Origin of the sequence: Microbacterium sp. 22195 (assembly GCF_052056515.1) — a bacterium.
Taxonomy (GTDB): domain Bacteria; phylum Actinomycetota; class Actinomycetes; order Actinomycetales; family Microbacteriaceae; genus Microbacterium.
Window position 1 is genome coordinate 346,842 of the sequence record NZ_JBQEPE010000001.1, and the last position, 21,700, is coordinate 368,541.

Here is a 21,700-nt window from a genome sequence, read left to right on the forward strand (position 1 = left end):
CCTTGACCGGGGCGTCCGTCGCGCGCTACGCGCGCGGCCGTGCCCGAGGGCGAAGTCGTTCGGGACCACCCCCAGAGCCACCCGGGTCGGAGCCCTTCCGCCTTCGCTACTTCACCGCATGACAGCTGAACGTGACGCCGCCACCGCGGTGGTGGCCCGTCGCGATGCAGACGGTGCCATCGATGATGCGTCCTTCGGATGTCGCGCGGGCATCGACCTTGTCATCCGTGCCGCGGTTGCGGGCGTGCACCCGGATCACGGGGCCGTCGCCGTGCTTCTGAACGGTCAGGGTCGCCTCGGTGACGCCGTACGGCATGGCGTCGCGGATGCGACGGTCGATCAGGTTCAACTCCTCGGGGGCGATGTCGCCGAGAGGGAAGGAGCCATCTCCTGCCGGTGTGTCATCGGACGTCAGGGCCGCGAGCAGCACGAGTGCGCCCTCGCGCCACTCCCACGATGCCCCGAAGGGATGGCTCGTGGTCGGCGCGGTGACCACGGATGTCGTCACGTCGGGAACGGCCGTGTCGGATGCTGCGGCTTCGACGTGGTCGATGGAGATCCCGAACACCTCGTCGCTCCCGGTCGTCGTGACGACAGCGCGGACCAGCGCTGCATAGTCCTCGGCGCTGATCACCTCGGCGTATTCGATCGCATAGCCGCCCCGGACCGCGTTCGAGATCTGAACGAGCCCGATCACGCCTGCGACGAGGGCGACGATCGTGAGAACACCGATGATCATTCGCCGGGGATGACGACGAAACCACGGCACGGGCGGCTGATCCTCCATGCTCACAGCACCAGAGACGCTGTCAGGCAGCGCGTCAGGCGGCGGCCTTCTTCGCCGGCCAGAGGCGGCGCGGAAGCTCGAAGAGCAGGCTCACCGGCATCCGGCGGCCCAGCAGGGCGAAGCCCGTCGAGATCGCCACGGTCGCCAGGAAGATGACCAGCAGACCCAGCGTCGGGTTGTCGAACCCGGCCTTCAGCGCGAGCCACCCCAGGGCGGCGAAGACGGGGTAGTGCGAGACGTAGTAGATCAGGGAGTACCTGCCCACGAACCGGGCGGGCGCCAGCCAGCGGGCATCCGGCGCGGCGGCGGTGAGCCGCACCAGGATCATGATCCCGAGCATCGCGGGCACCGCCGAGAGGGGCTCGTACCAGAGCGGGTCGATGAGACCGGAGTACAGGCCGACACCGATCGGGATGATCGCGAGTCCCGCCGCGAGCGGCACGCTCAGGCGCTTGGCGTACTCGTCCCAGTGCTTCTCGATGAACGCGCCCAGGAAGAAGAACGGCATCAGATAGAAGAAGCGGCGCAGCAGCTCGAGGTCGGCGGGGATCACGAACATCAGCACGAACGGCACCGCGAACAGCACCCAGATCGGCAGCCACTTCATGAGGAGCGCGATGATGTAGTACGCGAAGATGAACTGCATGAACCACAGGTAGGTGTTCCAGAAGCCGAGTTCCCACGGCATGTACTTCACCTGAGACGGCTCCGCCACGAACTCCATCGCCGCGTACACCAGCGTCCAGACGAAGATCGGCCACAGGATGCGGCGCACCTTGCCCCAGACGTACTTGCCGGTCGGCGCGTGCAGCGAGCCCGCGACCAGCAGCCCGGAGAGGAACATCAGCATCGGCATGCGGAACGGCGCGAAGAAGTTGCTCACGAACTCGAAGGCGCCGGGCACCTCGCCGATCCGGTAGGCGGTGATCTGGGTGCTGTGGTGCAGGATCACCAGCAGGATCGAGAGTCCGCGCAGCAGGTCCATCCATCCGATCCGGCGATCGTGCCGGTCCAGCGCTCGGCTGATGTCGGCGCCGCCGCCGCTGCGGTCGGTGCCACGGCGCGCCTCGGCGCGGGTCGCAGGGGCCGGGGAGGACGCGGAATCGGTGTGCTCGGACATCCCGGTCAGTATACGAGGGGGTCGCTGACGGAACCGGAGGAACGGCGGCGTGGGCGCCGCGGGATCCAGCAGGACACGTGGTCGCGATACGCCTCGTACGAGGCGCCGAACCGGGCGACGAGATCCCGCTCCTCCCACGGCCGGATGAGGTCGTTCCACACCAGCGATCCGCACAGCGCGTAGATCACGACGAGCCACGAGCCGCACATCAGGCCGACTGCCACGCCCTGCGCGATCCCGGCCATGGCCATCGGATTGCGCACGAACCGGTAAGGGCCGCCCACGACGAGCAGCCGGGCGGTCGCGACCGGCAGCGGGGTCCCGTCACCGTGCCCCGCCATCGTGACCGCCGACCAGATGCCGAGCGCGGAGGCGGCCGCGAGGAGGACGATGCCGGAGATCGCGACGGCGGGCGGGAACGGCATCCGCAGTCCCCACCGGAGCTCGACGAGCGCGATGCCCGCGGGGACGACCACGAGGCAGACGCCCCAGAAGACCACGATCTGGCCGGCCGTGCGCAGCAGCTGAGTTCGCGGGGGCGCCGACGTGGCTTCGCGCGCCCGGAACGGCCCGATCAGCAGCCACTCCGAGGGAATCCGGTTCAGCCGGACCAGCAGCAGCGCGCCCACCGAGCTGACCGACGCGGCGATCATGAGCAGGGAGCCCCACCCCGCGAGCGACGTGATCGTCGAGTACAGGGCCATCGCCGCCGTGACCAGCACGGTCCAGCCGGCCGTGATCTCGGCGGCGAGCCTCACCCCCAAAGCGGCGAGCGCAGACGCGACGACGAAGAGGGGGATGTCGACTGCGGCGACCAGTCCCGCGGAGAGGTCGCCGAGCGTCAGCATCCGGATGCCGGGGGAGAGCGCGACAGCAGCCCACCACAGCGCGCCCGCGGCGGCCTGTGCGCCGAAGTACGCGCGCCCCCAGCGAGAGTCCAGACGTGCGGTGAGGGTCACATCTCCTCGTGCGCGGCGGGGTCGGCGTCGAACAGGCGGCCGTCGGCTCGGCCCAGCGCCGTGATCGCCTCGACCTCGGCCGCGTCCAGCACGACCGCCGCGGCGGCGAGGTTGGCGCGCTGATGATCAGCCGACGACGCCTTGGGGATCGAGACGGTGCCTCGCGCGACGTGCCAGGCGATGACGGTCTGCACGGGACTGATGCCGTGCGCCTGCGCGATCTCGATGATCACGGGCTCCTCGACGACCTCCTTCGCGCGGCCCAGCGGGCTCCACGCGACAGTCAGGATGCCGCGCTCGGCGTGCAGCGCCAGAGCGTCTGACTGCGGGAAGTACGGATGCACCTCGATCTGGTTGACGACCGGCCGCACGCCCGTCTCGGCCTCGATGCGGTCGAGGTGCGCGGCGAGGAAGTTCGACACGCCGACCTGCCGGACGAGGCCGTCGCGCTGCGCGTCGACGAGCGCCCGCCACGCCTCTCCATAGAGGTCCCTGCTCGGGTTGGGCCAGTGGATCAGGTGCAGGTCCGTCGCGTCCAGGTGCAGCCGGGCTCGGCTCTCCTCGATGCTGGTGCGCGCCTTCGCGCTCTCGTGATGGCGGCCGGGAAGCTTGGTCGTGACGATGAGGTCTGAGCGGTCGACTCCGGATGCCGCCACCCCTGCGCCCACGATCCCCTCGTTCTCGTAGTTGAACGCCGTGTCGATCAGGCGGTAGCCGCCTCGGATGCCTTCGGCCACGGCATCCGCTCCGGCCTGCCCGCGCAGACCGTAGGTGCCCAGCCCGACGGCGGGGAGGGCGAAGCCGTTGTGCGCGGTGAACTGAGGGATGGCGGCCATGGGACTCCTCCGGATCGACGTGCCGCCAGCCTACGCGCCGGGCTCACGCGGTGCGCGTCGACGGGACCACCCGCACCGGATAGATTTGACAGCGTGAAAGCCACTCCCGAGAACCAGCGCACCCTGCTCGAGATCGCCGAACTCGACCGTCGGCTCCAGCAGGCGGAGCGTGCTCGCACGCAGCCCGCGCAGGGCGCACGCATCAACGAGCTCGCCGGCGTGCGCAAGCAGCAGCTGGCCGAGCTGACCTCCCTCGCGGGAGCCCTCGACGACGCGCGTGCCGAGCTGAAGCGCCTGGAGTCGGACGTGGCACTCGCGACCCAGCGCCGTGATCGGGACGGCGAGCGGCTGACCTCGGCGACCGACCCCAAGCAGGCGCAGGCGCTGGAGAACGAGATCGACAGCCTGACCCGTCGCATCTCCATGCTCGAGGACTCCGAGCTGGAGGTCATGGGGCGCGTGGAGGAGGCGCAGGCGGCCGTCGACGCCCAGCAGGCGCTGATCGACCAGACCCAGTCGGAGGGCGCCGCGCTGACCGCTGCGGCGAAGGCCGAGATGGCCGCCGCCGCGACCGAGTCCGAGCACCTCACCCGCGATCGCGCCGCTCTCGCCGGCACCGTCGCGGCAGACCTGATGGCCGAGTACGAGCGGCGCTCCGCCCGCGGCGGGATCGGCGTCGGGCTGCTGCGCCGCGGCGTCTGCGAGGGATGCCGCATGGTGCTCGCCGGCACCGACCTCACCGAGGTGCGCAAGGCCGCACCGGACGAGGTGCTCTCCTGCCCCGAGTGCGGGGCGATCCTCGTGCGCACGGAGGAGTCCGGGCTGTGACGCGCGTCCGGCGCACCGTCGCCGGTTCATGACGGGAACGACGTCGGATGTCGGTGGTAGACCGGATGCCGTGAGCTCGCCCGCACCGTCGTCGACGCCGCCGCACGTTCTGGTGGCCCGCGCCGCTGACGGACGAGGCTGGATGCTGGCCGTGCTGGAGGATCCGCTCGCGGCCGTCGAGGCGGAGCGCGTCTCGGACGAGGAGCTGCCGGATCGCGTGCGGGAGCTGGAGGAGCGTCGCTCGCCGCGCTGGACCGTGCGCTCACTGCGCACCTTCTATCCGCCGCTGCTCGCGTCCGGCATCCGGCTGCGCCGCGCGCACGACCTGCTGCTCTGCCACGCCATCCTGCGGGACACGGCATCGCTGGCCGAGCCTCTGCCCCCGTCGCCGCGGTGGGTGCGCACCGACGAGGTGCAGGACGCCGCTGTGCAACCGGGTCTGTTCGAGGTCGATCTGCCGAGCCTGCCGCGCTCCGACGACTTCGACGAGGCGCTGACGCAGTGGCGGGCCCAGCAGGGAGCTCTCGGCCGCGCGCCCGATGCCCGGCTGGCTCTGCTGTGCGCCGCCGAGTCCACCGGCGCGCTGATCGCGGAGGAGATGACCGCGGCTGGACTGCCCTGGAGCACGGCGATCCACCAGCGCATCCTGGAGGAGGCGCTGGGGGCCAAGCCGCTGCGCGGGGCGCGGCCCGCGCGCATGGCGGCTCTGGCCACGAGGATCGCGGATGCGCTGAACGACCCGGACCTGAACCCCGACAGTCCACCGCGGGTGCTGCGCGCGCTGCATCGCGTCGGGGTGTTCGTGGATTCGACCTCGAAGTGGGAGCTGTCCGAGATCGACCATCCGGTGGTGGAGCCGCTGCTGGAGTACAAGAAGCTGTCGCGGCTGTTCGCCGCCAACGGCTGGGCCTGGCTCGACGAGTGGGTGCACGAGGATCGCTTCCGGCCGGTCTACCTGACCGGAGGCGTCGTCACCGGTCGGTGGGCATCCTCGGGCGGCGGAGCGCTGCAGATCCCTCGGCAGCTGCGAACGGCCGTGCACGCCGATCCGGGCTGGACCTTCGTCGCCGCCGACGTGGCGCAGCTGGAGCCCCGCGTGCTGGCGGCGATGTCGCACGACGCCGCGATGGCGGATGCTGCGCGCGGCGCCGATCTGTACGACGGGGTCGTGCGCTCGGGTGCGGTCGCCACGCGCCAGGAGGCCAAGTATGCGGTGCTGGGAGCCATGTACGGCGCGACCACGGGCGAGAGCGGTCGCCTCGTGCCACGACTGCGCTCGGTGTATCCGCGGGCGATGGGCCTGGTGGACGCCGCGGCGCGCACCGGCGAGGAGGGCGGCGTCGTCAGCACGCTGCTGGGTCGCAGCTCCCCGCGCCCGGACGAGGCCTGGCGCCGTGCGCAGTCGCAGGCCAGCGATCCGGGTGCGGGAGGTGCGGACGAGTCGCGTGCGCGCAGCCGCGCCAGGGACCGCGGACGCTTCACCCGCAACTTCGTGGTGCAGGGTACGGCCGCGGAGTGGGCGCTGCTGTGGCTCGCCGAGATCCGGCATCGCCTGATGGCGCTGCCGGCGGCATCCGCCCCCGCCCCGGCATCCGGCCCGGTCTTCTCCACGCGGGCGCATCTGGCGTTCTTCCTGCACGACGAGGTGATCGTGCACTGCCCGGCGGAGCAGGCGGATGCCGTGGCGTCCGCCGTGCGCGGCGCCGCCGAGGCGGCGACAGCACGCCTGTTCCCCGGGTTCGCGATCGACGTGCCTCTGGATCTGCACATCAGCGCCGACGCGGGGAAGTGACGCGCGTCCCGGTAGAATCGGAGGGCGAGCGGGTCGGCCGGACGGTCGCGTGGCGCGAGAGCGCACCGAGGAACGTCCGGGCTCCGCAGGGCAGGGCGGTGGGTAACACCCACCCGGAGTGATCCGCGAGAAAGTGCCACAGAGAGAAGACCGCCCCCGTCCTCGTGACGCGGGGTAAGGGTGAAAGGGTGGTGTAAGAGACCACCGGGGGACATGGTGACATGTCCCGCCAGGTAAACCTCGCCCGGAGCAAGACCAGACAGAGGACGTCGACGCGGCCCGCCGAGTCCTCGGGTAGGTTGCTGGAGCGGCACGGCAACGTGTCGCCGAGAGAGATGGCCGTCAAGGGAGCGCGAGCTCCTGAACAGAACCCGGCGTACAGGCCGGCCCGCTCGCATTTCGACCCGTCCGACAGGGGTTCCCCGGTCGGACGGGTCTCTCCGTCTTCGGGAGAATCCCGATTCCCGCGTAATGAAAGGGCCGGCACGGCGTCTCTTCCCGTGTCGGACACGCACAGCACGCAGGGAGCACGATGAACACGCTGGCCATCCAGTTCGCGGTCGCAGCCGTGATGGTGCCCGTCGGGATCGCCGGGGCGGTGATCGCCGCGCTCAGCGCGGTCATCACCTGCGTCGTGCTGATCAGGGGGAGCGACGAGATCGGCATCCCCGTCGCCGGCTGGATCGTGGGGACGATCCTGAGCCTGGCCGCGGCCTTCGTCGAACTGACGCCCACCGTCGTCGCCGCGGGCGCCGGCGCGGTGCTGGTCGTGGTCGCGCTCGTCGTGATCGGCGGGCGACGAGCTCACTCCCGCAGGCTGCACATGCGCTGAGTCACGTGCCACCTCCACAGGCATGCGGAAGGCCCCGATCATGCGATCGGGGCCTTCCGCATGTCGTGGGTCCTAGTCCGCGGCGAGCGACGCAGCGCCGATGATGCCGGCCGCGTTGCGGTGCACGGCCGCGACGATCGGGGTGTTCAGCTCGAGCAGCGGCAGGAACTTCTCCGGATGCTTGGAGACGCCGCCGCCGACGACGAACAGGTCGGGGCTGAACAGGAACTCGATCTGGCTGTAGAACTCCTGCAGCCGCTCGCCCCAGGCTTCCCAGGACAGGCTCTCGCGCTCCATGGCGGAGTAGGCGGTCCACTTCTCGATGGACTCGCCCTCGCGCTTGATGTGGCCGAGCTCCGTGTTCGGCACGAGCACGCCGTCGTAGAGGAAGGCCGAGCCGATTCCGGTGCCGAGCGTGGTCAGGATCGTGAGCCCCATGGCATCCCGTGCCGCACCGTGGCGCGCCTCGGCGACGCCCGCGGCATCCGCGTCGTTGACGAACGCGATGTGGCGGCCCAGGCCGTCCTCGAAGAACTTCTCGGCCTCGAAGCCGACCCAGTCCTGCGCGATGTTCGCAGCTGACAGCGTCCGCCCGCGCTTGACGATCGCGGGGAAGGCCACGCCCAGCGGCAGCTGGGAACCGGTCACGCCCAGCGTGTCCAGCACCTCGCGCACGGTGTCCAGCACGTCCGCGGGGCGTGCGCCCTTGGGCGTGTCGACACGCACGCGATCCGAGTCGAGCGTGCCGTGCTCGAGGTTGACGATTCCTGCCTTGATGCCGGTGCCGCCGATGTCGACGCCGATTGCCTGCTGTGCCATGCCGAACAGCCTATCCAGATCGGTCCGGACGATTAGGATCGTGACAGATCCCGACGAAGGAGCTGACATGGCTGACGGCGACGACAAGTACTGGTACAACCTCAGCACGGGCGAGGTGGAGTTCGGCATGCTCTCCGCCGCGGTCGACCGGGTGGGTCCGTTCGACACGGCCGACGAGGCTGCGCATGCCCCGGAGAAGCTCCAGGAGAGGTCGCGGGCCTGGGCGGAGGACGACGCCGCCGACGATTCCTGGGGAAGCTCGTCCCGCGCCGGCTCCGGCGACGACGAGTGAGCATGGACAAGCAGCGCGATTTCGTCCTCCGCACGATCGAGGAGCGCGGCGTCAAGTTCGTGCGCCTGTGGTTCACCGATGTGATCGGCACCCTCAAGTCGGTCGCGATCGCGCCCGCCGAGGTGGAGGGCGCGTTCGCGGAGGGCATTGGCTTCGACGGCTCCGCGATCGAGGGCCTGACCCGCACGTTCGAGTCGGACCTGCTCGCGCAGCCCGACCCGTCCACCTTCCAGATCCTGCCGTGGCGCGGGGAGGTCGACCCGACCGCGCGGATGTTCTGCGATCTGACGACCCCGGACGGCCGCCCCGCGGTCTCCGACCCGCGCAACGTGCTGCGCCGGGCACTCGCGAAGGCGGCGGACGCCGGGTTCACGTTCTACACGCACCCGGAGATCGAGTTCTATCTGCTGAAGTCCTCGCAGGTGGGGCCGGACGGCCCCGTCCCCGTCGACTCGGCCGGCTACTTCGACAACGTTCCGGGCGGCACCGCGCACGACTTCCGGCGCAGCGCGGTGCGGATGCTGGAGGACCTCGGCATCTCGGTCGAGTACAGCCACCATGAGGGCGGTCCCGGCCAGAACGAGATCGATCTGCGCTACGCGGACGCCCTCACCATGGCCGACAACATCATGACCTTCCGCACGGTCGTGAAGGAGGTCGCGATCGAGCAGGGCGTGTACGCGACGTTCATGCCGAAGCCACTCAACAACCACCCCGGCAGCGGCATGCACACGCACCTGTCGCTGTTCGAGGGCGACGTGAACGCCTTCTACGAGGCGGGCGCGGAGTACCAGCTGTCCCTCACCGGCCGGCGGTTCATCGCGGGCCTGCTGCGGCACGCCAACGAGATCGCGGCAGTGACCAACCAGTTCGTCAACTCGTACAAGCGCCTGTGGGGCGGCGACGAGGCCCCCAGCTTCGTCACGTGGGGGCACGCGAACCGCTCGGCCCTCATCAGGGTGCCGATGTACAAGCCGAACAAGGGCCAGTCGACGCGCGTGGAGTACCGCGCCCTCGACTCCGCCGCGAACCCGTACCTCGCCTACGCGCTGATGCTGGCCGCCGGTCTGAAGGGCATCGAGGAGGAGTACGAGCTCCCGCCCGAGGCGGAGGACAACGTCTGGTCGCTGAGCGACTCGGAGCGCCGCGCCCTCGGGTACGCACCACTGCCGGCGAGCCTGGACCACGCGCTGGAGTACATGCAGGACTCCGAGCTGGTCGCAGAGACCCTGGGGGAGCAGGTCTTCAACTACGTGCTGCTGAACAAGCGCAAGGACTGGGAGGCGTACCGCGGGCAGGTCACCCCGTTCGAGCTGCAGAACAACCTCGGGTTGCTCTGAGTCCCAGTCATGGCACGACCTGATGCGTCCGTCTCGCTGTCGGCGCTGGCCCGGCTCGGCTTCGTCGAGCTGACGGCCGCGTCGGCCGCGCTCTCCGAGCTGGCCGAGCTGACCGGACTGGAGCGCGCCGAGCTCATCGACGGCCTGGGCGCCGCGGACCCGGATGCCGCTGTCGCGGGCATCCTGCGCATCGCCCGTCGCGATCCCTCCCGGGTCAGGACGGTGCTGCAGGATCCGGGTGCCCGATCGGCGCTCTGGCGGGTGCTGGGCGTCTCCGGCGGCATCGCGGACTTCTTCGCCCGGCGCCCCGAGCAGCTCGACGCGGGCCTCGTGCAGCGCGAAGAGCTGCCGACCGCGCAGGAGCTCGTCGAGACGCTGCTCGCAGCCGTCGACGCGCAGGATGGGTTCGCGCGAGCCGCCCGGCCCGAGGGCGGGCTCCGGATCGCCTACCGCCGCGCGCTGGCGGGCATCGTCGCGGCGGACACGGCATCCGCCGACCCGACAGCGGCCATCGCGGACGTCTCTGCAGCTCTCGCGGATGCCGCGGGTGCCGCGCTCGAAGCCGCTGTCGCCGTCGCCCGCGCGACCGTGACGGACGCCGGGATCCCGCGAGCGGAGGTCGCCGCGACCAGGCTGGCGATCATCGGGATGGGCAAGGCCGGCGCCCGAGAACTGAACTACCTCAGCGACGTGGACGTGATCTTCGTCGCCGGCACCGGCGATGAGCGGATCGTGAGCGAGGCGCGCGCTATCGACGTGGCGACCAGGCTCGCCCGCGAGACCATGCGTGTGCTCTCCGGCATCGACGCGGAGCCGCCGCTGTGGGAGGTGGACGCCGCCCTGCGGCCGGAGGGCAAGCAGGGCGCTCTGGTGCGGTCCCTCGCCTCGCACGAGGCCTACTACGACCGCTGGGCGAAGAGTTGGGAGTTCCAGGCGCTGCTGAAGGCGCGTCCGCTCGCCGGGGACGCGCAGCTGGGAGCCGAGTACATCGCCGCCGTGCAGCCTCGCGTGTGGACCAGCGCCGAGAGGTCGGACTTCGTCGACAGCGTTCAGCGCATGCGGGAGCGCGTCACGGACAACATCCCCGCCGATGACGTGCCGTACCAGCTCAAGCTCGGCCCTGGCGGCCTGCGCGACATCGAGTTCACGGTGCAGCTGCTGCAGCTGGTGCACGGCGTCAGCGACCCGAGCTTGCACACGCGCGGCACCCTGGAGTCGCTGGAGGCGCTGGCCGAAGGCGGCTACATCGGACGGGTCGAGGGCGCGGCGTTCGCCGAGCAGTACCGGGTGCTGCGCCTGCTCGAGCACCGCCTGCAGCTGCACGAACTGACCCGCACCCACCTGATGCCCCGCGACGACGACGGCATGCGCAGACTGGCGCGAGCCACGGGACTGGCCGACTCGGGCCCCGCCCTGCGCCAGCTGTGGGAGAACCTGCGGCGCGACGTGCGGGAGCAGCATGTCCGCCTGTTCTACCGGCCGCTGCTCGCGGCTGTGGCCTCGCTGCCCGCCGAGGAGCGTGCGCTCACCACCGGGCAGGCCGCCGATCGTCTGGCGGCCATCGGCTTCCGCGATCCGGCAGGCGCGCTGCGCCACATCGCGGCGCTGACCGCGGGCCTGAGCCGCAAGGCCAGCATCCAGCGCTACCTCATGCCGGTGATGCTGCGGTGGTTCGCAGACGGTACCGACCCGGACTACGGGTTGATCGCGTTCCGCCGGATCAGCGAGCGGCTCGGCGACACGCACTGGTTCCTGGGGATGCTGCGCGACTCGTCCGGGGCCGCAGAACGACTCACCCGTGTGCTCTCCAGCTCGCGCTACGTCGGTGAGCTCATGGAGTGGATCCCTGAGTCGGTGGCGTGGCTGGACTCCGCGAGCGATCTCACCCTGCGCAGCGGGGCGGCGCTGGACGAGGAGGCGCGGGCCATCCAGACCCGGCACGCCACGATCGGCCCGGCGATGAAGGCCGTACGGGCGCTGCGCCGCAGGGAGCTGCTGCGCACCGCCATGGGCGCGGTGCTCGATCACGTCGGCGTTCATGAGATGGCGCGAGCCATCAGCGAGATCAGCGAGGCCACGATCCAGGCCGCGCTGCGTGCGGTGCGGCGCGAGGTCGTGCCGCCCGAGGACGACGCGCTGGACTTCTCGATCATCGCGATGGGCCGCTTCGGCGGGGCCGAGCTCGGCTTCGGATCGGATGCCGATGTGCTGTTCGTCTACGAGCCGAACGGCGTCGAGCCGCAGCGTGCCCAGCAGCTGGCCGCGAGCATCGTCGCAGGCCTGCGCGAGCACTTGACCGATCACAGGCTGCCGCTCGACCTGGACGCCGACCTGCGCCCGGAGGGACGCAACGGACCGATCGTCCGGACCCTGGAGGCGTACACGCAGTACTACCGGCGCTGGTCGCTGTCCTGGGAGGCGCAGGCGCTGCTGCGCGCCCGCGGCATCGCCGGCAGCGTGAAGCTCATCGGCCGGTTCATGGAGCTCGCCGACGGCATCCGCTTCCCCGAGCAGGTCTCGCTGCAGGACGTGCGCGAGATCAAGCGCATCAAGGCACGGGTTGAGGGCGAGCGCCTGCCGCAGGGAGTGGATCCTCGCCGGCATCTCAAGCTCGGCCCCGGAACCCTCAGCGACGTGGAGTGGATGGTGCAGGTGCTGCAACTGCAGCACGGGCACCGGGTCCCCGACCTGCGGACGACCTCCACGCTGCAGGCGCTGGACGCCGCCGTGCTCGCCGACCTGCTGCCCGCCGCCGCGGCGGAGCGGCTGCGCGAGGCTTGGGTGCTGTGCAGCCGGCTGCGCTCGGCGATGACGCTGCTCACAGGCCAGACGCGCGACGTGCTGCCGGTCGACCACCGCGAGCTGGACGGCGTCGGTCGCCTGCTGGGTTACCCTGACCGCGGCGCCATGCTGCTCGAGGAGGACTATCTTCGGGTCACGCGTCGCGCCCGGCGGGTGTTCGAGACCCATTTCTACGGCTGAGAAGGAACACGAGGGGGAGTCATGTCCGAGCGCATCGGGATCGTGTGGAATCCGACGAAGATCGACGAGGCGGCGCTGAGGGATGCCGTCGAGGCCGCGTTCTCCGCGGATGACGACGTGCAGTGGTGGGAGACGTCCGCAGACGACCCCGGGCGCTCGATGGCCGAGGCCGCCGTGCGGGCCGGATGCGACGTGGTCATCGCGGTCGGCGGCGATGGCACGGTCCGGGTGGTGGCGGAGGTCATCGCGCAGCAGGGAGAAGGCGCCCCCGCGCTGGGCATCGTGCCGCAGGGCACCGGCAATCTGCTGGCCCGCAACCTCGGCATCCCGCTCGCGAGCATCCCGAAGGCGCTCACGACGATCGCCGCAGGCCGCACGCGCGACATCGACATGGGCTGGGTGCGCGCCGACGACGCGGAGGACGAGACGGGCTTCCTGGTGATGATCGGGTCGGGCCTGGACGCGCACATGCTCGCCGAGACCGACGACGATCTGAAGGACAGAGCGGGCTGGCTGGCCTACGTCGAGGCGATGGGGCGTGCTCTCACCGCCGCCGAGACGATGGAATTCACCCTCCGCATCGACGACGGGGACGAGCAGGTGCTCAGCGGCCACACCCTGCTGATCGGCAACTGCGGGGCGATCCAGGGCGGCGTGACGCTGCTTCCCGACGCCGTGCCCGACGACGGCCGGCTGGACCTGCTGCTCGTGAGCGCCGACGGCGCCGCCCAGTGGATGCAGACCCTGCGCACGATCGTCTGGGACAACGGCATCCGGCGTGTGCTCGCACGCGATGAGGAGACGGTCAGCACGGATGCCGCGCAGCACCTCTCCGGCGAGAACATCCGCGTTCGGCTCTCCATGCCGTCGGCGTTCGAGATCGACGGCGAGGAGGCCGGCGACGTCTCGGCGCTCGAGGTGCGCGTGCAGCCGGCCGCGCTCCGCGTGCTGTGCTGACGGCCACGGACCGAGGAGAGGACGGGCGCAGGATGGACGGCGGCTTCGAGGCACTCCACGGACGATGGGCGGGGCAGGAGGACGTGTACGCGACGGCGTGGACGCCGGCCGGCCGCGCGACGGCCGAGCTGCTCCTCACCCCGGGACCCGGAGGCACCCTGCTCGTGGACTACGCGGAGCATCGCGCCGACGGGGACATGACCGGGCATGGCGTGGTCTCGGACGGTGGCTGGTGGTGGTTCGACTCCTACGGGTTCGTCCCCGTCTCGGCGGGATCGTCCGCGTGGGAGGACGGCGAACTGATCCTGGAGCGCCGTTCGGAGCGCGGGCGCAACGTGATGGTCCTGGCATCCGACGGCGATCGGCTCACGATGCGGCTCGCCGCCGCACCTGCGGACGGGAAGCTTCAGCAGCTCGTCTCGGGCGTCTACCGTCGAGTGCTCGCGGACGAGTCGGCCTGACGTCGACCTCGGGCGCCGGATGCGCCCACCGGCGCGGATAGAATCGGGCGTCCCCTCTGGCAGGAGTCCCGATGCCCTCATCGCACCCGACGTTCGGCGTGCTCGCTGCGCTGCGCAGCCCGCGACAGCTCTCCCGCGAGGTGTTCGCCGGGCTGGTGACGACCCTCGCGCTGGTGCCGGAGGTGATCTCGTTCTCGGTGGTCGCCGGCGTCGACCCGATGACGAGCCTGGTGGCGTCGATCGTGCTCTGCCTGACGATGACGTTCCTCGGCGGGCGACCCGGCGTGATCACGGCCGCCGCGGGCTCCGTGGCACTGGTCATCGCGCCGCTCGTGCACGAGCACGGCGTGAAGTACGTGCTTCCGACCGTCGTCCTGGCGGGCCTCCTGCAGATCGTCTTCGGAGTCCTGGGGCTGGCCAGGCTGATGCGGTACGTGCCGAGGTCGGTCATGCTCGGGTTCGTCAACGCGCTCGGCATCCTGATCTTCGTCGCGCAGCTGCCGCACGTCATCGGAGCGGGCCTTCCGGTATGGGGTCTGTTCGCACTGACTCTCGCGATCGTGCTCCTCCTGCCGAGGCTGACCACGGCGATTCCGTCTCCACTCGTCGCGATCGTGGTGGTGACCGCGGTCGTCATCATCGGCCGGATGACCGTGCCCGACGTCGCCGACGAGGGCCCCGTCGGCGGCGGCCTGCCCGGCTTCACCCCGCTGGATGTGCCGCTGGATCTGTCGACCCTGCAGCTGATCCTGCCGACCGCGATCAGCGTGGCGCTGGTGGGGCTGATGGAATCGCTGCTGACGGCGAAGCTCGTGGACGAGATCACCGAGACCCCGTCGCACAAGGGGCGGGAGTCGTGGGCGCTCGGCGTCGCCAACATCGCCGCGGGCTTCTACGGCGGCGTCGCGGGATGCGCGATGATCGGGCAGACCGTGCTCAACGTGAAGACCAGCGGTGCGCGGACGCGGATCTCCACGTTCGTGGCGGGCGGGTTCATGCTGGCCCTCGTCACCGGGCTGAGCTCGCTGATGGGGCAGATCCCGATGGTGGCGCTGGCCGCGGTGATGATGGTCGTCGCCGTCACCACGGTCGACTGGCACAGCGTGCGTCCGTCGACGCTGCGGCGGATGCCGCTCTCGGAGACGATCGTCATGGTCGTCACCATCGGCACCGTCGTGCTGACGAGCAACCTCGCCTACGGCGTCATCGCCGGAGTCATCCTGGCGATGATCCTCTTCGCGCGCCGTGTGGCGCACGTGATCAGCGTGGAGCGGATGCCGTCCTCCGACGGCGCGAGCGTGCGCTACGCCGTGCGCGGACCGCTGTTCTTCGGCAGCAGCAACGATCTGGTCGAGCACTTCCGGTACGCCGAGGATCCGGCGTCCGTGGTCATCGACCTGGGTGCGGCGCAGATCTGGGATGCCTCGACCGTGGCCGCCCTGGACTCGATCGCGGCGCGCTACGAGCGCCGTGGGGCCACGATCAGCATCACCGGTCTCGACGCTCGCAGCGAGCGCTTCCATGGCCGCCTGAGCGGCTACCTGGGCGCCTGAGGGCCACTGGGGCTGCCGACGGGGCCGCGCCGGTCGAGGGTGTGGGGAGCTCAGTCGCGCACGAGCTTGCGGAGCAGGCGCTCGAGCTGCGAGCGTTCCTCGTCGCTGAGAGACGAGAGCAGCCGGCGCTCCGTCTGCAGATGCGCAGGATAGGCCTCATCGATGAGCGCGCGTCCCTCCGGCGTGAGCTCGACGATGCGGCCACGGGTGTCGTCCTCGCGCTGACTGCGGATCACGAGACCGGCCGCTTCGAGCCGGTCGACGCGCTTGGACGTGGCGCCGGCTGTCACCATCGTGTGCTGGGCGAGGTCGCCCTGCGAGAGCGCGAAGGGCGATCCCGCCCTGCGGAGAGCGCAGAGGACGTCGAACTCGCCCTCGCCCAGGCCGAAGCGGCGATAGTTCCTGATCAGTTCGCTCGTGAAGTCGTCGGAGATGCGCCGCATCCTCCCGATGACGGCCATCGGGCTCGGATCGAGATCCGGGCGCTCGCGACGCCACTGCTCGATGAAGGTTCCCACTCGGTCGTTCGTGCCCATGCATCCAGCATAGTTTCCGCGGAACATATAATGGTTTCCATGGAAACTAACCGCTGGCCGCGACGTGCGTGGGACAGGGCCCGGTGGCCGCTCGTCGCGGCGATCGGCCCGATCGCGTTCGGGTCGAACTACTTCGTGACGCACGAGTACCTTCCGGCCGGGTCGCCGCTGTGGGGGTCGGCGATCCGCGCGCTGCCGGCGGGGCTGGTGCTGCTGCTCGTGGCTCGACGCCTGCCGACGGGGGCGTGGTGGTGGCGTTCCGTCGTGCTCGGCACGCTCAACATGGGGCTGTTCTTCTGCCTGGTGTACGTGGCGGCCCAGCTGCTGCCGTCCAGTGTCGCCGCGTCACTGATGTCGCTGAGTCCGATCGCGATCGCGGGAGCCGCGTGGCTGCTGATCGACGAGCGGCCCGCACCGCGCGTGATCGTCGGCGCGGTGATCGGAGGTGCCGGCGTGCTGCTGATCGTCGGAACGGCGACCGGAGCCCTGGACGGGTGGGGGATCGCGGCGTCGATCGCCTCGATGCTGCTCTCGTCGATCGGCGCGATCCTCACCAGGCGCTGGCAGGACGACACTCCGGTGCTCACGGTGACCGCATGGCAGCTCGTGGTCGGAGGGCTCGAGCTGCTCGTGGCCGCAGCCGTGATCGAGGGCGCGCCTCCCGCCGTCACCCCGGTCGAGGTCGCCGCGTTCGCCTACGCGAGCCTGATCGCGACGGCCCTGGGCTTCGTCTGCTGGTTCACGGGGTTCCGCCACCTTCCGGCGGGAGTCGTCGGCGTGATCGGTCTGCTCAATCCCGTCACCGGGGTCGCGCTCGGAGTCTTCGCCGGCGGCGAGATCCTCACACCGCTCCAGGCCGTGGGCATCGCGCTCGTGCTGGTCAGCATCGCGATCGTCAACGCTCGACGCCGAACCGCCGTCGTCCTGGAGGGAGAGCGACAGGTCGTGAAGAGGCGATAGACGCCACGAGGGCCTGACTCCGGGAAGAAGTCAGGCCCTCGAGGCAGAGAGGCGCGGTTCAGACGCCGTAGTACAGCTCGAACTCGTACGGGTGCGGACGCTGCGCGATCGGCAGGATCTCCTTCTCGTACTTGTAGTCGATCCAGGTGTCGATGAGCTCCTGCGTGAACACGCCGCCCTCGAGCAGGAAGTCGTGGTCGTTGCGGAGCGCCTCGAGCGAGTCGAGCAGGGAGTTCGGCACCTGCGGGATGTTCTTGGCCTCCTCCGGGGGAAGCTCGTAGAGGTCCTTGTCGATGGGCTCCATCGGCTCGATGCGGTTCTTGATGCCGTCCAGGCCCGCCATCATCTGCGCGGCGAAGGCCAGGTACGGGTTGCCCGAGGCATCCGGCACGCGGAACTCGATGCGCTTGGCCTTCGGGTTCGAGCCCGTCAGCGGGATGCGGATCGCGGCGGAGCGGTTTCCGGCGGAGTACGCCAGGTTGACCGGGGCCTCGAAGTGCTTCACCAGGCGGTGGTAGCTGTTCAGCGTCGGGTTGGTGAAGGCCAGCACGGCGTGCGCGTGCTTGAGCAGACCGCCGATGTACCAGCGGGCGATGTCGCTGAGCTGCCCGTATCCGGCCTCGTCGAAGAACAGCGGCTTGCCGTCCAGCCACAGGGACTGGTGGGTGTGCATGCCCGAGCCGTTGTCGCCGAAGAGCGGCTTGGGCATGAACGTGACCGTCTTGCCCCACTCCTGGGCGGTGTTCTTGATGATGTACTTGAACTTCAGGATGTCGTCGGCCGCGTGCACCATGGTGTCGAAGCGGTAGTTGATCTCCTGCTGGCCCGCGGTGCCGACCTCGTGGTGCGAGCGCTCCAGGTGGAAGCCCGCGTCGATCAGGCGCAGCGTCATGTCGTCGCGCAGGTCGGCGGTCTTGTCGACCGGAGCGACCGGGAAGTATCCGCCCTTGAACGGCGTCTTGTTGCCGAGGTTGCCGCCCTCCTCCTCGCGGCCGGAGTTCCACGCCGCCTCTTCGGAGTCGACCTTGTAGAAGCTCTCGCCGGCGGTGACGGAGTAGCGCACCTCGTCGAAGATGTAGAACTCCGCCTCGGGGGCGAAGTACGCGGTATCGGCGATGCCGGTGGAGGCGAGGTACTTCTCGGCCTTCTTGGCGACCTGACGCGGGTCCTTGCTGTAGATCTCGCCGGTGCGCGGGTTGTAGATGTCGAAGACCATCACGAGGGTCTTCGCCTCGCGGAACGGGTCGAGGTACGCGGTCGTGACATCGGGGATGAGCTGCATGTCCGACTCGTGGATGGACGCGAACCCGCGGATCGAGGAGCCGTCGAACAGCTGTCCGTCCCGGAAGAAGTCCTCGTCGACCGTGGACGCCGGGATGTTGAAGTGCTGCTGCACGCCCGGAAGGTCGGTGAAACGGATGTCGAGGAACTTGACGTCGTTCTCCTCGATGTAGCGAAGGACGTCTGCGGGCTCTTTGAACATGTACGACTCCTGATCGGGTATCGGTTGCATCAACCTTACGCAGGTTATGCATTGGGAGTTTCCCAGCCGTGTCCGCCATGTTTCGGGCATGTTACGTGTGCTCGGTAGGCTGGGGGAGTGAACGACTACCCCGGTGAACGCCTCGGTCTGCCCGCCACCGGACCTCGCAGCATCGCCCGCCCCGGACGCAGGATCGGCGCGCTGGCGATCGACTACTTCGCCTCGACGCTCATCGCGCTCGGCTTCCTCGGATACGACCCGCTGGCGCTGCCCGCAGAGGCCGGCTGGCGCCAGTTCGCGCCGATGATGGTCTTCGCGGTGCTGCAGATCCTGTTCATCCCGACCGCCGGGGGGAGCCCGGGACATCGCATCCTCGGCATGCGCGTGGTCCGCTTCGGGGGCGGCTGGGTCGGGCTGTGGCGTCCGATCGTCCGCACGCTCCTGCTGGTGGTCGTCATCCCCGCCGTCATCTGGGATGCCGATCAGCGCGGTCTGCACGACAAGATCGCCGGCACGGTGCTCATCAGGTCCTGATGCTTCGACAGGCTCAGCGACCCCGTCGAGTCGGATCCCGGAGCCTGTAGAAGGGCCGGGCTCAGTCGCGCCCGCGGTTCCTCCGGCGCATCTCGCGCGGGGCACGGCCGCCCAGGAACGACTTGGCGGGATCGACGACGAAGCCGCGGCGCAGCACCTGGCGGCCGATGAGCATCCGGAAGCCCATCTCGTCGCGGTTGGTGAGCGTCACCTCGCCCTGCACGTCGTGGCCGACCAGCCGCATCCGCAGCAGCACCACGATCCGGTGCTCGGCGTGGCCGGATGAGCTGCGCACGGCGCGGCGATCGTGGACGGGGCATTCGTGCACCACGGCATCCTCCCTGGTCTCCTGCCAGGGATGAACGGCGAACCTCACCCAGTCCTCGCCGTCGCGGGTGAACTCCTCGACGTCGAACGCATGCAGCGACGAGGTCCTCGCGCCGGTGTCGATCTTGGCCTTGATCCAGTCGACACCCAGCTCGGGCAGCGACACCCACTCGCGCCACCCCGTGGACGTGTTTGAATGAGAAGACCGATTCACCCCTACATCCTGGCAGGAAACATCTGTGAAGATCGCCGTTCTCTCGCGGGCACCGCAGTCGTACTCCACCCAGCGCCTTCGCGCAGCCGCGCAGCAGCGGGGTCACACAGTGAAGGTGCTGAACACCCTGCGGTTCGCGATCGACCTGACCGCTGACGCCCCCGACCTGTTCTTCCGCGGCAGGCAGCTCAGCGACTACGACGCGATCCTGCCCCGCATCGGCAACTCCATCACGTACTTCGGCACGGCGGTGGTGCGTCAGTTCGAGCAGATGGACGTCTACACGCCGAACACCGCGAACGGCATCTCCAGCGCGCGGGACAAGCTGCGGGCCAACCAGATCCTCTCCCGCCACAACATCGCCATGCCGGCCACGGCTTTCGTGCGCAACCGCGCGGACGTGCGTCCTGCGATCGAGCGCGTGGGCGGCGCCCCCGTCGTGATCAAGCTGCTGGAGGGGACTCAGGGGATCGGCGTGATCCTCGCTCCGCAGGTGAAGGTGGCCGAGGCGATCATCGAGACGCTGCACTCCACCAAGCAGAACGTGCTGATCCAGAAGTTCATCGCCGAGAGCCGCGGACGCGACATCCGGGCCCTGGTCGTCGGAGATCGGGTCGTGGCCGCGATGCGACGGGTCGCCGAGGGCGACGAGTTCCGCTCCAACGTGCACCGCGGCGGGCGCGTGGAGCCGGTGACGCTGGACCCGGTGTACGAGCAGACCGCGGTCCGCTCCGCGCAGATCATGGGCCTGCGAGTGGCCGGTGTCGACATGCTCGAGAGCGACGAGGGCCCGCTGGTCATGGAGGTCAACTCCTCGCCCGGACTGCAGGGCATCGAGGCGGCCACCAACCTCGACGTCGCCGGCGCGATCATCGACTACATCGCGAACCAGGTGGCGTTCCCCGACATCGACATCCGTCAGCGGCTGAGCGTCTCCACCGGCTACGGCGTCGCCGAGCTCATGGTGCACAGCGGTGCGGAGCAGGTGGGCATGAAGCTGGGCGACCTGGGGCTGTGGGACCGCGACATCACGGTGCTCACCCTGCATCGGGGCGTGAGCGTCATCCCGAACCCGCGCAAGCACGTGGTGCTCGAGGCCGAGGACCGGCTGCTGTGCTTCGGCAAGCTCGAGGAGATGCGCTCGATGATCCCGGAGAAGCGTCGCCGCCGGCCCCGCGTGCGCCGCCTCCCCAAGGAGCCGCTGGGGGAGTGAATGCGGAACGGCCCCTCACTCCGCTGGAGTGAGGGGCCGTTCGCTGCGTGCAGTGCGGCGCGGATCAGCGCGGACGCTGCGCGCGGACCTTGGTGGGATCGATGCCCTTGGGGATCGGCAGCGACGAGAGCGACTGCGACACGGAGTCGATGCGGCGGATGACAGCGGCCATGGTGGCCTTGTCGATCGCCTTGGGGATCTTCTTGATGCGCTTGGCCAGGTCGGAGATCGGGACCTCGTCCTCGCCGTGGCCGACGTACAGCACGGTCACCGGCACGCCGTTGGCGACGCGCTGCGCCTTCTGACGCTCCTCGTTCACGAGGCGGGTGAGGCGACCACGGGTGCCCTCGCCGACCACGACGATGCCGCCGCGGCCGATGGCGCGGTAGACGGCCTCCTGGGTCTTCGGGTTGATCCCCACGGGGGTGTCGGATGCCTGCCAGCTGCGGCCGAGGCTGGTGCTGAGCACGTGGCCGCTGGCGCCGGGCATCCCGTCGATCTTGGCGTACATGGCCTTGGTCGACAGACGGGTCATCAGGAACATGGCGCCGAGGATGCCGAACATCAGACCGGTGACGGCCCACAGGATCAGCGAGAGCACGGCGCCGCCGCCGACAAGGAAGCCGAGGATCAGGCCGATGAGCACGCCGCCGATGAGGATGGCGAGCTGCGCCCAGGGAAGCCAGCCGTAGACCTCCCGGGTGAACCGGAACAGGGAACGGATCTGGGAGAAGAAGCCGGGACGCTTCTCAGCTTCGGGAGCACGCTTTGCCATGGGTACCAGCCTACCGAGTCATCGCCCTGTCGTTCTCCCTGCACAGCCGCGGGTATCCCGTGACTTCTCCACCATCGTCGCGATGCCGGCCCTCGCGGGT

21 protein-coding genes and 1 other RNA gene are annotated in these 21,700 nt (G+C 69.8%); 13 read left to right on the forward strand and 9 right to left on the reverse strand.

Annotated features, from left to right (window positions below; translation table 11 throughout):
* Positions 1–106: 106 nt before the first annotated feature.
* From ACTJJ4_RS01715 to ACTJJ4_RS01730, 4 genes are all read right to left on the reverse strand, one after another.
* Positions 107–739 (reverse strand): hypothetical protein, encoded by a 633-nt coding sequence (locus ACTJJ4_RS01715; protein WP_440941753.1) that lies wholly within the window; start codon positions 737–739, stop codon positions 107–109.
* Positions 740–821: 82 nt separating this feature from the next.
* A complete protein-coding gene (locus ACTJJ4_RS01720) occupies positions 822–1,907 on the reverse strand; it encodes an acyltransferase family protein (RefSeq protein ID WP_440941754.1) in 1,086 nt (361 codons plus the stop codon).
* Between the two features lie 5 nt (positions 1,908–1,912).
* Positions 1,913–2,866: a methyltransferase family protein gene (locus tag ACTJJ4_RS01725; RefSeq protein ID WP_440941755.1), complete on the reverse strand. Its 954-nt coding sequence runs from the start codon at positions 2,864–2,866 to the stop codon at positions 1,913–1,915.
* Positions 2,863–3,702 (reverse strand): aldo/keto reductase, encoded by an 840-nt coding sequence (locus tag ACTJJ4_RS01730; protein ID WP_440941756.1) that lies wholly within the window; start codon positions 3,700–3,702, stop codon positions 2,863–2,865. Before ACTJJ4_RS01730 ends, ACTJJ4_RS01725 begins: the two co-directional genes overlap by 4 nt.
* A gap of 93 nt (positions 3,703–3,795) precedes the next feature.
* Between ACTJJ4_RS01730 and ACTJJ4_RS01735 the strand changes: the two genes are divergently transcribed.
* The 4 genes from ACTJJ4_RS01735 to ACTJJ4_RS01750 all read left to right on the forward strand — a co-directional run bounded on the left by ACTJJ4_RS01735 (position 3,796) and on the right by ACTJJ4_RS01750 (position 7,154).
* Positions 3,796–4,530 (forward strand): zinc ribbon domain-containing protein, encoded by a 735-nt coding sequence (locus ACTJJ4_RS01735; protein WP_292702257.1) that lies wholly within the window; start codon positions 3,796–3,798, stop codon positions 4,528–4,530.
* A gap of 28 nt (positions 4,531–4,558) precedes the next feature.
* Complete coding sequence (locus ACTJJ4_RS01740; RefSeq protein ID WP_440941757.1) at positions 4,559–6,322, forward strand: bifunctional 3'-5' exonuclease/DNA polymerase; 1,764 nt, start codon at positions 4,559–4,561, stop codon at positions 6,320–6,322.
* Between the two features lie 29 nt (positions 6,323–6,351).
* Positions 6,352–6,717: RNase P RNA component class A (gene rnpB / locus ACTJJ4_RS01745), an RNA gene on the forward strand.
* A gap of 137 nt (positions 6,718–6,854) precedes the next feature.
* A complete protein-coding gene (locus ACTJJ4_RS01750; RefSeq protein ID WP_440941758.1) occupies positions 6,855–7,154 on the forward strand; it encodes a hypothetical protein in 300 nt (99 codons plus the stop codon).
* Positions 7,155–7,226: 72 nt separating this feature from the next.
* Here the strand turns inward: ACTJJ4_RS01750 and ppgK are convergent, their stop codons facing one another.
* Positions 7,227–7,973 (reverse strand): polyphosphate--glucose phosphotransferase, encoded by a 747-nt coding sequence (gene ppgK / locus ACTJJ4_RS01755; RefSeq protein WP_440941759.1) that lies wholly within the window; start codon positions 7,971–7,973, stop codon positions 7,227–7,229.
* Positions 7,974–8,040: 67 nt separating this feature from the next.
* Here ppgK and ACTJJ4_RS01760 point away from each other — a divergent pair, with 67 nt between their 5' ends.
* The 6 genes from ACTJJ4_RS01760 to ACTJJ4_RS01785 all read left to right on the forward strand — a co-directional run bounded on the left by ACTJJ4_RS01760 (position 8,041) and on the right by ACTJJ4_RS01785 (position 15,558).
* Complete coding sequence (locus tag ACTJJ4_RS01760; protein WP_292702247.1) at positions 8,041–8,265, forward strand: SPOR domain-containing protein; 225 nt, start codon at positions 8,041–8,043, stop codon at positions 8,263–8,265.
* Positions 8,266–8,267: 2 nt separating this feature from the next.
* A complete protein-coding gene (locus ACTJJ4_RS01765; RefSeq protein WP_285630633.1) occupies positions 8,268–9,605 on the forward strand; it encodes a glutamine synthetase family protein in 1,338 nt (445 codons plus the stop codon).
* A gap of 9 nt (positions 9,606–9,614) precedes the next feature.
* Entirely contained in the window at positions 9,615–12,587 is a 2,973-nt protein-coding gene (locus tag ACTJJ4_RS01770; RefSeq protein WP_440941760.1) for a bifunctional [glutamine synthetase] adenylyltransferase/[glutamine synthetase]-adenylyl-L-tyrosine phosphorylase, read from the forward strand.
* Positions 12,588–12,608: 21 nt separating this feature from the next.
* A complete protein-coding gene (locus ACTJJ4_RS01775) occupies positions 12,609–13,544 on the forward strand; it encodes a diacylglycerol/lipid kinase family protein (protein ID WP_440941761.1) in 936 nt (311 codons plus the stop codon).
* Between the two features lie 32 nt (positions 13,545–13,576).
* Complete coding sequence (locus ACTJJ4_RS01780) at positions 13,577–14,005, forward strand: hypothetical protein (protein ID WP_440941762.1); 429 nt, start codon at positions 13,577–13,579, stop codon at positions 14,003–14,005.
* A gap of 71 nt (positions 14,006–14,076) precedes the next feature.
* Positions 14,077–15,558, forward strand: a complete 1,482-nt coding sequence (locus ACTJJ4_RS01785) for a SulP family inorganic anion transporter (RefSeq protein ID WP_440941763.1) — start codon at positions 14,077–14,079, stop codon at positions 15,556–15,558.
* Positions 15,559–15,608: 50 nt separating this feature from the next.
* Here ACTJJ4_RS01785 and ACTJJ4_RS01790 read toward each other — a convergent pair whose 3' ends face one another.
* The gene (locus tag ACTJJ4_RS01790; protein WP_292702231.1) at positions 15,609–16,094 is read right to left on the reverse strand and encodes a MarR family winged helix-turn-helix transcriptional regulator; all 486 of its coding nucleotides are present in this window, start codon (positions 16,092–16,094) and stop codon (positions 15,609–15,611) included.
* A 39-nt stretch (positions 16,095–16,133) separates the two neighbouring features.
* On the opposite strand from ACTJJ4_RS01790, the gene ACTJJ4_RS01795 reads away from it, so the two are divergent.
* Positions 16,134–17,054 (forward strand): DMT family transporter, encoded by a 921-nt coding sequence (locus tag ACTJJ4_RS01795; protein WP_440941764.1) that lies wholly within the window; start codon positions 16,134–16,136, stop codon positions 17,052–17,054.
* 58 nt (positions 17,055–17,112) lie between these two features.
* Here the strand turns inward: ACTJJ4_RS01795 and glnA are convergent, their stop codons facing one another.
* Positions 17,113–18,537 carry a type I glutamate--ammonia ligase gene (glnA, locus tag ACTJJ4_RS01800; RefSeq protein WP_440941765.1) on the reverse strand — a complete coding sequence of 475 codons (1,425 nt, stop codon included), beginning with the start codon at positions 18,535–18,537 and terminating at the stop codon, positions 17,113–17,115.
* A 117-nt stretch (positions 18,538–18,654) separates the two neighbouring features.
* Between glnA and ACTJJ4_RS01805 the strand changes: the two genes are divergently transcribed.
* The gene (locus ACTJJ4_RS01805; RefSeq protein ID WP_285630653.1) at positions 18,655–19,071 is read left to right on the forward strand and encodes an RDD family protein; all 417 of its coding nucleotides are present in this window, start codon (positions 18,655–18,657) and stop codon (positions 19,069–19,071) included.
* A gap of 61 nt (positions 19,072–19,132) precedes the next feature.
* On the opposite strand, the gene ACTJJ4_RS01810 is transcribed toward ACTJJ4_RS01805, so the two are convergent.
* A complete protein-coding gene (locus ACTJJ4_RS01810) occupies positions 19,133–19,612 on the reverse strand; it encodes an ATP-dependent zinc protease family protein (protein WP_285630656.1) in 480 nt (159 codons plus the stop codon).
* A 25-nt stretch (positions 19,613–19,637) separates the two neighbouring features.
* Between ACTJJ4_RS01810 and ACTJJ4_RS01815 the strand changes: the two genes are divergently transcribed.
* A complete protein-coding gene (locus ACTJJ4_RS01815; protein WP_285630659.1) occupies positions 19,638–20,825 on the forward strand; it encodes a RimK family alpha-L-glutamate ligase in 1,188 nt (395 codons plus the stop codon).
* A gap of 64 nt (positions 20,826–20,889) precedes the next feature.
* On the opposite strand, the gene ACTJJ4_RS01820 is transcribed toward ACTJJ4_RS01815, so the two are convergent.
* Positions 20,890–21,600: a DUF4191 domain-containing protein gene (locus ACTJJ4_RS01820; RefSeq protein ID WP_440941766.1), complete on the reverse strand. Its 711-nt coding sequence runs from the start codon at positions 21,598–21,600 to the stop codon at positions 20,890–20,892.
* Positions 21,601–21,700: the final 100 nt, after the last annotated feature.

What these genes read in the sequence shown, in the direction of transcription:
- ACTJJ4_RS01715 (WP_440941753.1), bottom strand. Translation starts at nt 739, where the DNA reads ATGATCATCGGTGTTCTCACGATCGTCGCCCTCGTCGCAGGCGTGATC.
- ACTJJ4_RS01720 (WP_440941754.1), bottom strand. Translation starts at nt 1,907, where the DNA reads ATGTCCGAGCACACCGATTCCGCGTCCTCCCCGGCCCCTGCGACCCGC.
- ACTJJ4_RS01730 (WP_440941756.1), bottom strand. Translation starts at nt 3,702, where the DNA reads ATGGCCGCCATCCCTCAGTTCACCGCGCACAACGGCTTCGCCCTCCCC.
- ACTJJ4_RS01740 (WP_440941757.1), top strand. Translation starts at nt 4,559, where the DNA reads ATGACGGGAACGACGTCGGATGTCGGTGGTAGACCGGATGCCGTGAGC.
- ACTJJ4_RS01750 (WP_440941758.1), top strand. Translation starts at nt 6,855, where the DNA reads ATGAACACGCTGGCCATCCAGTTCGCGGTCGCAGCCGTGATGGTGCCC.
- ppgK (WP_440941759.1), bottom strand. Translation starts at nt 7,973, where the DNA reads ATGGCACAGCAGGCAATCGGCGTCGACATCGGCGGCACCGGCATCAAG.
- ACTJJ4_RS01760 (WP_292702247.1), top strand. Translation starts at nt 8,041, where the DNA reads ATGGCTGACGGCGACGACAAGTACTGGTACAACCTCAGCACGGGCGAG.
- ACTJJ4_RS01765 (WP_285630633.1), top strand. Translation starts at nt 8,268, where the DNA reads ATGGACAAGCAGCGCGATTTCGTCCTCCGCACGATCGAGGAGCGCGGC.
- ACTJJ4_RS01770 (WP_440941760.1), top strand. Translation starts at nt 9,615, where the DNA reads ATGGCACGACCTGATGCGTCCGTCTCGCTGTCGGCGCTGGCCCGGCTC.
- ACTJJ4_RS01775 (WP_440941761.1), top strand. Translation starts at nt 12,609, where the DNA reads ATGTCCGAGCGCATCGGGATCGTGTGGAATCCGACGAAGATCGACGAG.
- ACTJJ4_RS01780 (WP_440941762.1), top strand. Translation starts at nt 13,577, where the DNA reads ATGGACGGCGGCTTCGAGGCACTCCACGGACGATGGGCGGGGCAGGAG.
- ACTJJ4_RS01785 (WP_440941763.1), top strand. Translation starts at nt 14,077, where the DNA reads ATGCCCTCATCGCACCCGACGTTCGGCGTGCTCGCTGCGCTGCGCAGC.
- ACTJJ4_RS01790 (WP_292702231.1), bottom strand. Translation starts at nt 16,094, where the DNA reads ATGGGCACGAACGACCGAGTGGGAACCTTCATCGAGCAGTGGCGTCGC.
- ACTJJ4_RS01795 (WP_440941764.1), top strand. Translation starts at nt 16,134, where the DNA reads ATGGAAACTAACCGCTGGCCGCGACGTGCGTGGGACAGGGCCCGGTGG.
- glnA (WP_440941765.1), bottom strand. Translation starts at nt 18,537, where the DNA reads ATGTTCAAAGAGCCCGCAGACGTCCTTCGCTACATCGAGGAGAACGAC.
- ACTJJ4_RS01820 (WP_440941766.1), bottom strand. Translation starts at nt 21,600, where the DNA reads ATGGCAAAGCGTGCTCCCGAAGCTGAGAAGCGTCCCGGCTTCTTCTCC.